At 48.1% G+C, this 15,494-nt stretch carries 13 protein-coding genes; 12 read left to right on the forward strand and 1 reads right to left on the reverse strand.

Annotated elements, in window-relative coordinates; translation table 11 throughout:
- Positions 1-24 precede the first annotated feature (24 nt).
- The 8 genes from fabD to ABXS70_RS00815 all read left to right on the forward strand — a co-directional run bounded on the left by fabD (position 25) and on the right by ABXS70_RS00815 (position 11,003).
- Positions 25-1,284, forward strand: coding sequence for an ACP S-malonyltransferase (fabD, locus tag ABXS70_RS00780; RefSeq protein WP_366293249.1), 1,260 nt, complete (start codon positions 25-27; stop codon positions 1,282-1,284).
- 112 nt (positions 1,285-1,396) lie between these two features.
- Entirely contained in the window at positions 1,397-5,044 is a 3,648-nt protein-coding gene (locus tag ABXS70_RS00785; protein ID WP_366293252.1) for an amino acid adenylation domain-containing protein, read from the forward strand.
- A complete protein-coding gene (locus ABXS70_RS00790) occupies positions 5,045-5,314 on the forward strand; it encodes an acyl carrier protein (RefSeq protein WP_342552905.1) in 270 nt (89 codons plus the stop codon).
- The gene (locus ABXS70_RS00795) at positions 5,301-5,774 is read left to right on the forward strand and encodes a hypothetical protein (RefSeq protein WP_342552904.1); all 474 of its coding nucleotides are present in this window, start codon (positions 5,301-5,303) and stop codon (positions 5,772-5,774) included. Before ABXS70_RS00790 ends, ABXS70_RS00795 begins: the two co-directional genes overlap by 14 nt.
- Positions 5,775-5,785: 11 nt before the next feature.
- The gene (locus ABXS70_RS00800) at positions 5,786-7,603 is read left to right on the forward strand and encodes an ABC transporter ATP-binding protein (protein WP_366293256.1); all 1,818 of its coding nucleotides are present in this window, start codon (positions 5,786-5,788) and stop codon (positions 7,601-7,603) included.
- Positions 7,603-9,366, forward strand: a complete 1,764-nt coding sequence (locus tag ABXS70_RS00805) for an ABC transporter ATP-binding protein (RefSeq protein WP_366296498.1) — start codon at positions 7,603-7,605, stop codon at positions 9,364-9,366. The genes ABXS70_RS00800 and ABXS70_RS00805 overlap by 1 nt, the downstream gene beginning before the upstream one ends.
- Positions 9,367-9,399: 33 nt before the next feature.
- On the forward strand, positions 9,400-9,963 hold the full coding sequence (locus ABXS70_RS00810) for a hypothetical protein (RefSeq protein WP_366293259.1): 564 nt from the start codon (positions 9,400-9,402) through the stop codon (positions 9,961-9,963).
- Complete coding sequence (locus ABXS70_RS00815; protein ID WP_366293262.1) at positions 9,960-11,003, forward strand: BtrH N-terminal domain-containing protein; 1,044 nt, start codon at positions 9,960-9,962, stop codon at positions 11,001-11,003. The genes ABXS70_RS00810 and ABXS70_RS00815 overlap by 4 nt, the downstream gene beginning before the upstream one ends.
- A 61-nt stretch (positions 11,004-11,064) precedes the next feature.
- Here ABXS70_RS00815 and ABXS70_RS00820 read toward each other — a convergent pair whose 3' ends face one another.
- Positions 11,065-12,438 (reverse strand): MFS transporter, encoded by a 1,374-nt coding sequence (locus ABXS70_RS00820; RefSeq protein WP_366293265.1) that lies wholly within the window; start codon positions 12,436-12,438, stop codon positions 11,065-11,067.
- Between the two features lie 205 nt (positions 12,439-12,643).
- Between ABXS70_RS00820 and ABXS70_RS00825 the strand changes: the two genes are divergently transcribed.
- The 4 genes from ABXS70_RS00825 (at position 12,644) to ABXS70_RS00840 (ending at position 15,476) form a co-directional block, all read left to right on the forward strand.
- Positions 12,644-12,970: a helix-turn-helix transcriptional regulator gene (locus ABXS70_RS00825; RefSeq protein ID WP_342552899.1), complete on the forward strand. Its 327-nt coding sequence runs from the start codon at positions 12,644-12,646 to the stop codon at positions 12,968-12,970.
- Positions 12,971-13,150: 180 nt separating this feature from the next.
- Positions 13,151-13,345, forward strand: coding sequence for a hypothetical protein (locus tag ABXS70_RS00830; RefSeq protein ID WP_366293268.1), 195 nt, complete (start codon positions 13,151-13,153; stop codon positions 13,343-13,345).
- Positions 13,346-13,488: 143 nt separating this feature from the next.
- Positions 13,489-14,400, forward strand: coding sequence for a WYL domain-containing protein (locus ABXS70_RS00835; protein ID WP_366296500.1), 912 nt, complete (start codon positions 13,489-13,491; stop codon positions 14,398-14,400).
- 77 nt (positions 14,401-14,477) lie between these two features.
- Positions 14,478-15,476, forward strand: a complete 999-nt coding sequence (locus ABXS70_RS00840) for a hypothetical protein (RefSeq protein ID WP_366293271.1) — start codon at positions 14,478-14,480, stop codon at positions 15,474-15,476.
- Positions 15,477-15,494 lie beyond the last annotated feature (18 nt).

Raw genomic sequence — 15,494 nt, forward strand, 5'->3', positions numbered from 1 at the left:
TCCTATAAGCGAGGTGTTCCTTTTATGGAAAAAATAGCATTTCTATTCCCTGGCCAAGGCTCCCAATATGTAGGCATGATGAAAAACTTCTTTGATCAATTTGAGATTGCGAGACGAACTTATGAAGAGGCCAGCGATATCCTCGGCTTAGATCTGGCCAAGATGAGTTTCGAAGGCAGTTTGTTTGATCTGAATAAACCGTCAAACATGCAGCCCGCGCTGCTTACGGCAAGTGTGACTGCATATCGAGTATACATGGAGGAGATTGGCATTACCCCGCAATTTTGTGCAGGTCACAGTTTGGGTGAATATGCAGCACTGACCTGCTCTGGGGCGATGGCATTTGGTGACGCGGTTCGGATTACGAAGCGGCGGGGGGAATTGACCGAACGGGTCGCTGAAGAGAGCGACGGGGCCATGACGATTATTGACGGGGCAAACGAAGAGATGATTCGTAAAGCTTGTGAGCAGGTTTCATCCGATACAGCCTGGTCTGCAATCTCTTGTTACAATGCCATGAGTCAGTATGCAATTTCGGGTCATCAAGACTCGATCGAACAGGTGGAAACGATCTTGCTGGAGCAGGATGCACAGACAACCCCGCTGATGATGAGTGCGCCATTTCACAGCCGCTTGATGGAGTCTGCAGGTGAGCAGCTTGGCGCTGCACTCGCTGATTACCGTTTCCATCCTTTTAAATGGCCGGTTGTGTCCAATGTCACAGCGAGTCCATATACCGAGGCTTCTCGCATTCCCGGATTACTGCAAAGACAGCTGTCCCAGCCGGTGAAATGGACCCAGACGATGCAGTATCTGAAGAAACACGGGGTGACATTAACCATTGAACTTGGCCCCAAAAATGTACTGAGCGGGCTGGTAGAGTTGGACAAACTCGGCATGAAATCGTTTGCTTATGGGCAGAAAGAGGACAGAAAAGCGCTCAAGACACTGCTGGAGCAGGCAGTTGTATCCAGGCCAAGACCGACCGTAGTGACCAAGTGTATGGCTGCTGCTGTAGCTACACCGAACCGCAATTGGAATCAGGACGAGTATCAGAAAGGTGTCGTGGAACCTTACAAACGGATCCAGCAGCTTCAGGAAGAACTTGAGGCTGCCGAAACCGCGCCAACGACAGAACAAATGAAGCAGTCTCTGGAATGGCTGGGGACAATCTTTGAAACGAAACAGGTGGATCAGGAGGAGCGTGAGGACTGGTTCCACCAGATCCTTGATGAAACAGGACAATATTATCTGTGGACCGATCATAAAGTGACTACAGCTTAAACGAATTCAAACTAGGGTGTGTCTGAAAACGCTCACGCCCTAATCACCGGCCGGTATGATGATGTGCTCGGGCATGTGACATACCGGTCTATTATGTATTCGAGGTGAGATCATGGATATCCATCTGCTCAACATTATGATGTCGAGCGACAAGTTCAAGGAAGAACGAACCTATTGGCAGGACAAACTTGCAGGCGATATTCAGATCGCAAAAGCTTTGGAACGAATGGGCCCGCTGGCTGATCATGCCGATAGTTCAACAGCAAACGTATACTCGCAATCTATCCCTCACGAATTATCCGTCAGACTAATCCATATGAGCGGCGGTTCAAACCTGGCGTTATATATACTGCTTCTAACCGGATTTCAGCATCTGCTGTACCGCTATTCCGGAATCCCTGATCTGCTTATAGGTATGCCTCTAACCTTGGAACAGGCTGAAGAGCTTGATCAATCTCACCTGCTCGCGATCCGTGGTAAGGCCGATGGTAATGCTTCCTTCAGAGAACAGGTGCTGCATGTAAAATCCGAGGTCATGTCTGCACGGACCTACTGGCATTTTCCTTTTGACAAAATAGCCGAGAAGCTTGGACGCCTCCCAGAGGAAAGTAGGCTGCAGACTGCTGTATATATGAAAGGAATTCATGCAGAACCCGCAGCTGATTCCGAGCTGCGCACCGTTCTTGAAATAGAGCGAACCGATCAGCAGATTGAGATCCATCTTCACTACCAGGGAAGACCTGTGGAACCGAGCCAGTCTGAGCGTTTATGTTCCCATTACATACGGCTGCTCGAACAAGCAGTACAATCACCGGATGAGTCTATGTTTCCCCTCCAGCTGCTTTCAACAGAGGAAAAGCTTGAGATCATGGAGTGGAATCAAGGGGCATTTACTTTCGCGAGTGCAGAGCGTTCCATAATCTCCAGGTTTCAGGAGCAGGTCAACAGAACGCCTGAACAGATAGCGATAATAGATGGAGAACGGCAGATCACTTATCTTGCATTGGACCGGCAGTCCAACCAGTTGGCCCGTCTGCTGATGAGCACTGGGGTTACCTCAGGTACGATGGTACCCGTAATGATGGATAACTCCATCGAGCTGATCTTGACTATACTGGCTGTTTTCAAGTTAGGTGCAGTGTATATTGCGCTGCACCCGGAATATCCAGCTGCACGGATACGCCGCATTCTTGAAGAAACTGAAGCGGGTGTTCTCATTACAGGGCGGATGGAGGAGAGCGGGCTGCACACATGGGCAGATACCGCTCAGAGCTTATCTTCAACAGTGGACATTATCCATCTGCAGGATACATCCTGGACCGGACAAGATGAGAGTGCATTGGAATACGAGGGTGACCTTGGTGACCTGGCCTATGTTCTGTATACTTCCGGTTCGACGGGCCAGCCCAAAGGGGTTGTTGTAGAACATCGCAGCTTGAGTGCTTACGTAAATGCGTTCCAGGCCGAATTTCAATTGAGACCAGGGGACCGGATGCTGCAGCAGGCCGTCAGCACCTTCGATACGTATATGGAAGAGGTATTTCCTGCGCTGACTGCCGGTGCATCTTTGGTCGTTGTTGATCGGCAGCAGCTGCTGGATATACACGGGTTGGTCGATCTGCTGGACAGCTGTGAAATCACACATGTGTCGACCACCCCTCATATTTTGCGAGAACTGAACCGGATGCCTCGGCTGCGGACTGTGCGAACATTCATCAGCGGCGGAGATGTATTAAAGATGGCAGATATCGACCAGCTGCTCACGTATGGAGATGTATACAATACGTATGGACCAACCGAGACAACCGTATGTGCCCTTTACGAGAAACTTTCAGAATCATCTGTGGAACCAATCCCTGCAGGAAAGCCGATACAAGGTTATTTTGTCCATATCGCAGACCCACATGGCCGGATGCTGCCCGTCGGTGTACCCGGAGAAATTTGTATTTCAGGACCGGGGGTGGCACGGGGGTATTACAAGCTGCGTGAAATGACCAATCAGAAGTTTGGACGTTCTCCCTATGCTGAAGGAGAGCGAATGTTTCGCACAGGTGACATCGGAATGTGGAGTGCTGAAGGGCAGGTGCTGTTTCTGGGACGGCAGGATCATCAGGTGAAAATCAGAGGACATCGAATTGAACTAGTTGAAATTGAGCGCCATCTGGATCGCCATGCCTCTGTCAAGGAAAGTATTGTTATTCCGGTCGGAAGCAAAGGTGAAAAAACGCTGACAGCGTATCTGGTGTCGGAAAGTGAGCTGTATGTCTCGGAGATCCGGGGCTATCTGCGTTCATGCCTCCCGGAATATATGCTTCCGTCCAAGTATATTCGCATCACGCAAATCCCCCGAACGATTCACGGAAAGATTGATGTCCAGGAATTGATGAATCAGAAACAATCGTTGGAATCCGGTACGCTGTACTCCCCACCTGAGAGTGAACTGGAGCATCAGCTTGTACAGGTGTGGAGTGAACTGTTTCAGACAGAAAGTGTCGGCATAGACGATGACTTCTTTCAACTCGGAGGGCATTCCCTGTTGGTAATTCGCATGGAGATTGAATTAGAGAGGGTTGGACATCATGTGCAGCCTACCATGATATACGATCATCCTACCATCCGAGAGCTTGCTCGAGTACTGGAAGAGAGGAATGAGGCTGCACTGCAGCTTGGCGGGAATCACGATTCTTTGCAAGACTCCGGACCAGGTCAGTATTCCAAGACTCTTCTGACTAACGGGAATGGTTCAAAGACCGCAGGCACGTATGGGTACGTTCCATTTAACGACGTTTTTTTCAAAGTGTGCTTCTACAATTCATTGTTCCCAATCATTATGCAGCAGAAAAAAAGCATCTATCCATTTTTCATTCATCATGTGGATGAATATCTCTGGTCTGACCATCAGCAGTTTATCGTGAACGGATGGATCATGTGCAGGAACGACACGGACATTTTGGAGGAACTGGGTGTCGGATTCGAAACGAAAGTCATCAGTGAGGATATTATTCAGGATGTCGAACAATCTCTTCTGGACGCCAGACCGGTTATTATCTGGGTGGATGCTTATTATGCCTCCATTCGAACGGATGCCTATCTGAAAAAGCATATTCCGCATACCTGGCTGATTTATGCTGTAGATCCCCTGAACCAAACATTTACGATCATGGAACACAAGCATCACGACAACCTGTCCTATGAAGAGAAAACGATCAGTTATCAAGATCTGAAGGACAGTTATGCGGGATATATCCAACAATTCAACATGGAAGCTCATACATTTTATTCATTTCATAATCGGCACCAGCCTGCACTGCATCAGCTGCATGCTTCACCTGAACAACTGGACCACTATTGGCAGACGTATGCAGACCATCTGGAGAGAGAAGAGGCTCGGGTGAACAGCAGCCTGGAACGACTTGAGCAGAGTGCAGACGCGTTTGAGAATCTGGTCCATAATCCGGACAGTCTGTTCTCAGCTGCAGAGGAATGGGTAACGGCACTGCACAAACTGGTTAATGCCAAAAAAGCAGAGCTGTACCGCTGTGCCCAGCTGACTGGTTCAGGTTCTCCGCTGATGGTGATCCGCGAACAGATTACAGCCGAGTGGAGCAGTATTCGAGCAGTACTGGCCAAGTACGTATTAACTTCCACGTATAAACCGTCATCCTTTCATAAACTGCCTGAGATATACAGACGTATAGCTGTGCTTGAACGCGAATTTTACGACAAGGTGTCAAGCACACCTGCGATAGGGAGGTTCTGAATGAGCGGAATGATAACGGTGGAGCAGCGAATCCTCCAGGCTGTCGATAAAATTATGGCATGCGGTACCCCTATCCCGATGGATCAGACGTGGTTCGAACTGGGTGTGAATTCAATTGATTACATCAAAATTATGGTTGAGATCGAAAATGAATTGGACGTGGAAATAGATGATGAGCGTCTGGCTTATGGACCATCCGAGTTGATTGGAGACTTCAGGGATTATGTTGTAAGTCTGATTAAAGGAGAGTCTGGACATGAAACGGACTAAACGATGGACTCATCTTTGGTTCCGCCTCTCTGTACAGCTGCCCGTGGCTGCGCTTCTGGTTATCGGTCTGACCGCAGCGATTCTGGTGACACTTGCCATGCAGTTTCATACGACCTCTTATCTGCGCAGTGAGAAAGCAAGCGCATATGCAGATGTGAATGCCCTGCCTGATGAAGGTAAGACCGTTCGAATTGAGGCAGCATTTACAGAACTGCCTCATGCGGGTCTGCAGGAAGGAGATGTTCTCATCTGGTATACGGAGGAACAGGGAAAGCGGTATGCAGCCGAGATTGTGAGTGTGATCACAGATCTGGACACCAGCATCATCCAGGTTACTGCCGAAGGAGCCTGGAATGAAGAATTGCAGGAGCGTATACATGCTGCTAGCGCAGCAGAAATTCCGATTATTACGGAGGTACAATCCCAGAGCCGAACCGTATTTGAGAGCTGGATCTCCTAGAGGAGGAAGGTATGGGGAAGAATACTTTAAAGGAAGGTATGGGGAACATTTTAAAGGAAGGTACGCGGAATATTTCAAAAGAAAGTACGGGGAATATCTCATTAGGCAGGCGGGTGCGCCCATTTGTTAAACCCTACCGGATTAGTTTGATCACAATGCTGTTCTGCGAGTTGATTATGGTCCTTGTAGATCTGATTGGGCCGCTTATATTTGCAGTTATGATTGACGAAGTGTTCTATCATCGAAATCTTCATTTCTTTGGTTATGTGATTTTGACGTATATTGCATTGTACTTGGGTGTTCGGGCACTAAGCTGGATCATCAAATCCATCTGGATCTATTTAAATGTAAAGTTTCTGTTTGATATTCGGAGAAAACTGTTTGATCGTATCCTGCATTTTAAGGCATCCAACTATGAGAAAGCCAAAACAGGCGATCTGATTACACGTCTCACCAGCGATGCGGAATCGATCATGCAGTGGATCGAAGTCATGATTTTTGAAATGGCTGCACCGCTAACCAAATTGTTGATTTCGTATGTGTTTTTATTCTACCTCAATCCGTATATTGCGCTGGCTATGATGGTACTGGTGCCTGTTTCGGTATGGGTGTCCCAATATTTCAATCGTAAAATGACCAGGCAGCAAACCGTTTTACGCGGGAAGTACGGGCACTTTGTCAGTTGGATGCTGGAAATGCTCCAGGGCATGAGGGATATCCGTCTTTTAGGAAGTGGGAAAAGAGCTTCTCTGCTGTTCGCCGGGCAGAGTGCAGATGTCATTCGACTGGACAACCGGACAGAGGTCATGAAGTGGATGTCTACCCGTTCGAATGCATTTATATTTTTGCTGTCCGATCTGTGCATTTATGCTGTTGCAGGAGTGCTTATCGTGCAGGGGCAGCTGACTGCAGGCATCTTTGTTGCCATTATGTCCTATCTGAGCAAGAACAATCAGTCCATGATGATGATCTATGAGGCGGTTGTGAACCTTCCCAAACTAACAGTACAGTCGCACAAAGTATTTGATCTCCTGGAGGAAGAAGTAGAGCGGACAGATGGCCATCCCGAACTGGATCTGCAGCATGGAGAAATTTCCTTCGCGCAGGTGCGGTTCCGCTATGAAAATGGACCTCGTGTGCTGGATGGTCTTGATCTACATGTCGGTGCCCGGGAGTCGGTTGCCCTCGTAGGAAAAAGCGGCTCAGGAAAAACAACGCTTGTGAATATGCTGCTTGGTTTCTACACCCCCGAGGAAGGAGAAATCCGGATTGGCGGCAGGCCGATCGGACAATATACACTGACGTGTCTTCGCAAACGTGTAGGCATTGTGCAGCAGGAGTCCATTCTGTTTAATGAGAGCATTCGTTACAACCTGCTGCTGGGCAGTGCACATGCAGATGATGAGCAGCTGTGGGAGGCTTGTGACCAAGCCTATATCGGGGATTTTATTCGTTCGCTTCCGGAAGGGCTGGACACCCAGCTCGGAGCAGGGGGGATGGAGCTGTCAGGAGGACAAAAACAGCGCTTGTCCATAGCCCGCATCTTTTTGAAGCAGCCTTGTTTGATTATATTTGATGAGGCAACATCAGCACTGGATTATGAGGCCGAACAAGCTATTCAGCAGTCTTGGCAGCACTTGAGCAGAGACCGGGCTTCCATTATCATTGCTCACCGTCTGTCTTCTATATTGAATGCAGACCGGATCGCGGTACTGCATGAAGGACGTATTGTGGCCGAAGGTACACACGGATACTTGTTGGAGAACAGTGAGCACTACCGTGAACTGTTTGTAGAAGATTTCATTCGGAAGGAGGGGATGATGTCTTGATGAAGACACCTGCCTCTTCCCGCTACTCGCTTTTCAGGAAAATTCGACCCTTCATCCGTAATGCCAATCGTCAAATATGGATTCTTGGATCTTTGAAACTGGCTTTGACTGTCATTGCACTTATGATCCCTTATCTGTACAAGCTGCTGATTGACCATGTTATGATTGGGCGTGATCTGGGGGTACTGCCTTATATTTTAGGGGGTTATCTCGGCCTGTTTGCACTGGAGACAGCAGCCACCGGTCTTCAAACGATGTACAGAAACCGTCTGCTCGGGCGGACCAAACTTGATCTGCAGCTGGGCATGTGGAAACGCCTGCTTCGGATGAAGCCGGCCTCCTATGAGAGCTATCGCACGGGGGATTTGAAGAACAGATTAGACGGTGACGTTACACTGGTTAAAGATTTTATCTTCCTGCATCTGATTGATTATACGTTCAAATGGATCAGTGTAGGCGCCTATGCCGTTATTTTGCTGTCTTTAAATTGGAAGATGGCTCTTTTCGGTTTTATCATGCTCCCCGTGTCTTTTATCATTAGTACCCGGCTGGGCAAACGGGCGAAGATGCTGGTATCCGAATTTCGTCAGACTACCGGAGAGTACGAGACATGGATTTCGAACAGTTTCAGGCACTGGAAAGAAATTAAGGCCCTGAACATGCAGCGGAAAGAGTCTATCCGATTTGTAGGCTTTTGGAAGCGATTTAGCAGGATCAAGTTTCGTCACCTGGCCTATACGTACGCCAACGAACTGTATTATACGTTCCAGGATGATTTTATTAACAAGATGAATTTATATTTTATCGGGGGATTGTTAATTTTTCAGGGTGAGCTGACGATTGGCGGGCTGCTTGTCTTCCTCACCTATTACCAGCAGATGATTAACAATATTAACGAAATTAATACTTCGAATGTACAGCTTCATGACAGTACCCCGTCCATTGAACGTATCGTGGAACTGCTTGAACTTCCAATAACCTATGAGAGGAAAGTGGAGGTACTGCCGCCATTTCAGGGACATTTTGAATTTAAAAATGTCTCTTTTCGTTATCTGAATAACCCTGAAGTGGTCCTGAACGGGCTTGATCTGAACATTAAACCTGGAGAATATACAGCTATTGCAGGTCGAAGCGGATCAGGGAAAAGTACGCTGATTAAACTGATCTTGGGACAATATGAAGTACAGCAGGGTGCAGTTCTTGTAGACGGAGTACCTGTGGAGGATGTGGGATCAGGGTATCTTCATCGTCATATTGGTGTTGTTATGCAGGAGAACACACTATTCAATATGTCTATTCTCGATAATCTCAGGCTGGTTCGGCCCCGGGCCTCAGAAGAAGAGATTCGTGAAGTCTGCCGAATGGCCTTGATTGACGAATTCATTGAAAGTCTGCCGGATCAGTATCATACGGTGCTGGGAGAATCAAGTATTAATCTGTCCGGTGGACAGAAACAGCGACTCGCGCTGGCAAGGGTGCTCTTGACCAAACCGCAAATGCTCATTCTGGATGAAGCGACATCGGCACTCGATAATGATGCTGAAAGGAAGATTAATGAGGCTGTTCGTGAGATTGCATACTCCATCACCGTGCTGGTTATCGCTCATCGTTATTCCGCCATTCAGGATGCAGAGCGCGTCATCGTGCTGGATCAGGGTGAGATTGCAGCTGACGGAACTCATATGGAGTTGGCCGGACGGCACGAAATATATGACTTATTGTTTCGAGATCAGCGTCAGGGAATTGGCTCTATGACTACATGATTCAGGTTTTTATATTTTCAGGAGGTGCAGCACATGACCATTTACTGTCCACTGCGTTTGGATGAACATTACAACAACAATGGCTTCAGTTATCCCGGTACCGGGAATATCGGAAATTTCACGACATTTGGATCATCGTATCCGGCGGATGAACTGGCTGATCAAGGAAATATGCAGTGGAAGGATGTCCCTTTCGTTTTCCCTGACAGCACGCAGCGGTTTAACAACATCGAACTGGAGAGCCAGCGCATTCAAGTGCCGGATGGTGAGTACGCTGCATTGTATATTTTGGGTGCGGCAGACAATGGATCATATCATGAATTTATTTACTTTGAGCGGAACGAAGAACGGGTAGGGAAGGCTTCTCTTGCACTGACGAATTGGACCGAAACGACCGCCAAGTTCAAGGAAGAGATGATGCATCGTTTTCGCGGCATGTATACCCAAAAAGGGGCACTGCTTACCTCGGTACATCCGATCATCTGGTTTCAGCAAATCCAGCTAGAGGAAGCACTATGTTTTGACACAATGATCATGTCGGACAATCCATGTATGCATATCTTCGCATTGACACTGGGAAAGGAGCGATCTGAATGAATATTCAACCGAGGGAAAGCAGTACAGAAGGCGAAGATTGTTTTACGCTCTGTGTGAGCAGTATTCTGAATTATAAAGAGTTCAGTCCTTTTTTGGCCGTGTGGAAGCAGTGCGGCTTATTGTATTCCGAGGACCCTGAGCGGGGGACTCCGAAGCTGGCACCAAGCTACATGACCGTGGAGCAGGAGTTACGACACATCCATCGGATCGATCTTCAAATTCGAAGAGAACATGATCAGACTGACGTGGTTAAGCAGATCATGACACATCTCCATCAAAATGAACCTGTCATTGTGTGGGTGGATGTATTTTATCTGCAGTACAACTCACTGTACCAGGTGATGCATTCGGCACACTGTATTGTGCTCTCGGAATATGCGGACGGGAAATTCGGTTTTATTGATGATTTCTATCATCTGAAGGGAAGTATGGATGAGCAGGACTTGATTCAGGCACTTGATCTGGGAATGACACCACTCATCCGTGAGGGGACACGGTTCCGTTATGCGACACTGGATATTACAGATGCTGTCCGGAAAGTTCCGGAACGAGATTTCTATGCAATGCTTCATCACAATCAGACGATTCTGGGTGGAGAGTCCGAAGAACTGCGCAGTCAGAGTGGTTGGCAGGAGTTGGTTCGTCCGCTTGCGGGCATTGCAGCGATTGAGCGGTACGTGCAGTCTACACGCAGCTATATGGAACACGTGACGGAACTGACGGAAGAATTCCTCGATAATATGTATAGTGATTTGGCAGGGATCAGCAACAATCGATATCTGTATGGACACTTCCTCAGGGAAGGGATCCCATATGACCCCGAACTGTCCAAACTGATCGACAACTATGATTATGCTGCCCAGCGGTGGAATCTGGCAGCGAATATGACGCTGAAAAGCCTCTATCAAAACGTTGATCGGCGCCATCAGATGTTAAATCGGGCCCTGGGCAAAGTGCAGGAGATCATCGCTATTGAACATCAAGCGTGTGAAATGGGGAAATCTCTGGTCGCTAATTCGGGTTTCAGTATGATGTCCTGATACCCAAAAAACCGTGAAAGCAGAAGCCTGCTCTCACGGTTTTTTTATGCCGTCGTATCCACTATCCTTTGTTCAGGATTTGTTTTCGTGACTGCATTCTCAGATAAATTTGCGAAAAGATAACGGATGCGAGTCCGACCACAGTCATGCCCCCGAAAATATAGCCGTATGCCGAAGACAAAGGCAGGTTCTGCATGGCAGTCAAAGCAACGCCAGTCATAGCAACGCTGAATGCACCGCTGAAAAATTGACTGAGCTGGAACAGTCCCATACCTGCGCCCACCTGATCCATGGACAGATTGCCCGACAATTCGTTGGATACGCTGGTCGTCAAGGAAGAGAACCCGACGCTGAGCAGCATATATATAACCATGATGGCGTAGATGCTTTGGTCTGCCAGCAAAGCGAACAGTCCGGCAGCAGCCAGCAGCAGCCAAGGTGCGAATTTCAGGAGCAGCGTATTGCCGTGACGGTCAATCATGCGGCCGATCCGGTTGGACAGCAGCATAGATATGAGTGCACCCGGGAAAATGACGAGTCCTGACTGTGCAGGGGTCAGTCCATAGAGATGCGCCAAAACTTGCGGCAGCAGGAACAGTGTAGCGAAGTTGTTAATGTACGATACGATGCCCAGCGAGCTGAGAATCATATATTTTTTGTCTTTGAACAGTGCCGGCTGCACAAACGGATCGGCCGCGCGGCGAATGCGTAACCAGAACAGCAGCAGTGCGCTTACCCCGACGATCAGTGTTACGGCCTGCCGGGAGGTCAGGAATAACAGAATACCGGTTGTACCGATCGCAAGCAGGATGGCGCCAAGCAGGTCGAAAGAACCCTTTTGCGGCATCTCCCGAGGCAGCAGTCTGTAGAAAACTGGAATTAAAAACAGCGTTAACCCTGTAACGATAAACAGATCATGCCATCCTAAAAACTGTGTGATGCTGCCGCCAAGTACCGGACCAAGTCCAAGACCCAGCGAACTGGCAGACATGATGACAGCCATTGATTTGCCCCGGCGTTCATTCGGAATGTAGCGGGTAATCAGTACAATGGCAAGACCCGGAACCGAAGCTGCGCCTGCTGCTTGAACGAGACGGGCAATGAGCAGAAGAATAAAGTGGTCACTGAAAAATCCCAATACCGAGGCAGTTCCAAGCAGTGTAAGTCCAGTGGTAAACAAGGTGCGGATCGGCACAAAATCGGATAAACGGGAGAACGTAATTGAGGAAATCGCAAATACAATGGAATACCCTGTAACAATCCAGGAAGAAGCGACGGAAGTCAGCTTGAATGCAGCGGCAATTTGCGGCAGGGCCAGATTGAACATCATCGTATTCATTACGACAAGTACAACGGTAAAGCCCAGCAGTCCAACGATCAATCCTTCCTGTATTCCTGTCCGTTCCATCGGTGATGCAGCTGCGGTGTTATTCATAAAAACCTCCTATCATGATGTGCATTTCGCAACATTTCAGAAACGGTTTGTAACATTTGCAAAATGGTGTATAATGTCAGTCCCTGTGCTGTACAGCAAGGGATACATTCGAAATGATGTAAGTTCGATTGATGTCGAACATTAGAAATATATCATGAACTTATGTTAGAATACAATGCATAGTCTGAAAAAGGGAGACTGCCGTATGAAAATTTTACATCATCCCCAGGCAGCCGATATCGAGCTTTCCTCCGTGCTGTATGCGCTCAGTGATCCGACCCGGCTGGGGATTGTAGAGGAAGCGGCGAGAAGCGGGGAACAGCCGTGCAGTCATTTTCATGCCCGTGTTGTGAAATCAACGATGTCGCACCATATCCGCACGTTACGGGAAGCGGGTGTGATTCGGGTCAGAATACAGGGTACACAGCATTTTATCACACTGCGATCGGAGGATCTGGAAGCACGTTTTCCAGGGCTTCTGCAGTCTATACTTCAAGCCGCGGCACAGATTAGCGCAGATTCATCAGAGTGAATGTCTTTTCTTCTATAGGAAGAAGAGGCATTTTTTTATTGTTGGATAGATGAGTGCGAATGACTCCATATTGACTTGATAAAAGGTTGCTCCTGATGCGACATTCTATGTCGTCCCAATGCCTCTATAATGATGGTGAACAAAAACACACAAACCCTATTGAAAAGAGGTTCACAATCATTGGCTAAAACAAAAAGAGGTCGCGTTCTGTGGAGTCTTCCGTCCAGAGGACGGGGAACATGTCCAATATGCAGGAGTACCCGGATTAAATTGTTGTATACACAAACGAAAACCGACGGTACAAGTCTGAAAGTCTGCAAAGGCTGCTCCAAAGCCGTGCAGTCCAGAGTCGATATGGCAGAAGCCAACGCTTAGCGGAGAAGCAGATAATTCTTATAAGTGAAAGATCATCGTTTTCCATCTGTCCAGCCTGTTCTTCGGAACAGGCTGTGGCTTTTTGATATAATACAAAAAAATAGGCGTTGGAATGATTCAGGGGGTGAAATCGCTTGAGCAGCATGCATCGGATTCATTGGTTTGATGAACAGATTCGAAGCGGGCGTTTTCCGAACAGCGGCAGCCTTGCACGACAATTCGAAATTTCTCGGCGTCAGGCCCAGCGTGATATTGAATATATGGTGAATACGCTGCGTGCTCCCTTGATGTATGCAGCCAAGTACCGCGGGTATTGTTACGAGGATCAGACGTTCCGGCTGCCGCACTTATACATGACGGAGGAGGAGCAGCGTGTCCTGAAGTATCTGGCCCATCGTTATCGGCACTATGACTATGATCAATCGGATGCGGTGAAGCGGGTAGCGCATTTGCTGGAACGTTTTACGATGGAGGAGCATCTTCCTGATCAACAGCAGTTCCCGGTATTTGCGGCACAGCCGAGGCAGCTGCAGTGGTTTGAATTGTTGACTCATGCCGCAGCCGATGCCCGAAAGACACATATTTATTACAAGGATCACGAGGGAGAGCATCAGATCACCTTTTGTCCTGTGAAGATAACCTCTCAGTTTAATGCAGATTACGTCGTTGGTTATGAGACAGACCCGCTGCTGCAGACAGCAATACGGCTTGAGAGCATAGTTCAGCTGAAAGCGCTGGATGAACACTTTGAATGCAGTCAGGATGCATGGATCAGCAGTTGGGAAGATGCACTGCCTGTACGGAAACCGTTTACAGCACAGATTCGTTTTCATGAAGCGCAGCAATCAGAGCAGTGGCAGGGATATCGCATTCGGGAGCAGCAGGGACAGATTTGCTGGATCGAATTTTATGATGCGGACGTGTTCCTGCAGCATCTGTATGCTTCGGAATGGGAGGAGCTGATCTCTCCAGGATGGCTCAGACGCAAGCTTATGAAACGGACGGAAGAGATTGCGCAGCGGCTGAGCATACAGCATCAAGCAGAGAAAGAATAAGGATCGCATCTTAGAGGTTTTTAGAAGAAGACTGTTCATTGTTCTGGATTGCCATGCATGAAACGGGGGAGAACATTTTGGCTGAAAAAATGCTGGCACATATGATGATGAAAAGGGAATCGAAGTCGTACGTGGACAGCCTGTATGCGATATTAACGGGGACAGGACAATTTCAGGGAGAGAAATATATGCTTGCAGGCTATACCGGCATGGCTTTTAAACTATCGGTTCATAAGCGATTACTTCCGATGTCCGTAACGGCTTACGGACAGTGGGGAGTGGCGCATCAGGGCGGGATCAACAATCTCGGCCTGTTTACGATATATGATGGGGGACGAAGTCGGCATCCGACATTTGCTTATTATCAGCAGGATGCCGTGAACTGGGTTAAACGCAGTCTGGATGAAGGAAAAGGTGTCATCTACTGGATTCCCGAGTTTGGTGTCATTTATGGATATGATGATGCAGATCAGGTCTTTTATGTGCAGGATGGCTGGAGCAAAGAGCCGCAAATTTTACTGTATGACAACTTTGGATTGAATTTCACCGGTTTCTGGTACTGCCAGATCTTTGGTGATCAGGTGCAGCTTACAGAGCAGGAGATGGTGATCGAGTCTTTGCGACTGGCGATTGAGGACTGGGATATTCCATACCGTTTGTTACCTGATCAAAATATAGTCTCCGGCCGGCAAGCATATGATGTTTGGATTGAAGCACTTCACTCTGGAGATTACGATGGTTCAGGAGCAGCTTATCTTCTGGATTCGTACTGCCAATCGCGTACCGAGATTCGAATGTATTTACATGATGTTCGTGGCTTATGGACTGAACTGGAGCATGCATGGATGTGTTATAACCGGATTGCTGAACTGATCCAGCAGATGAGAGCACTTCTGGTACGGGAAGAACATGGGCTTGCGCTGAAGGAGGATGCCAATGAGCAGCTTGTGCAGTGGCTTGGACAGGCGAAGCTGCTCGAAGAACAGGCGGTGGATTCTTTTCGTACCATATCAGCGCAGTATGCGGATCGTAAACGATCTACGGTACCCCGTTGGGGCACACACTCCGCACGGTAGAATTGGGGATGCAGTGGT

This window comes from Paenibacillus sp. AN1007, assembly GCF_040702995.1.
Lineage (GTDB): Bacteria > Bacillota > Bacilli > Paenibacillales > Paenibacillaceae > Paenibacillus.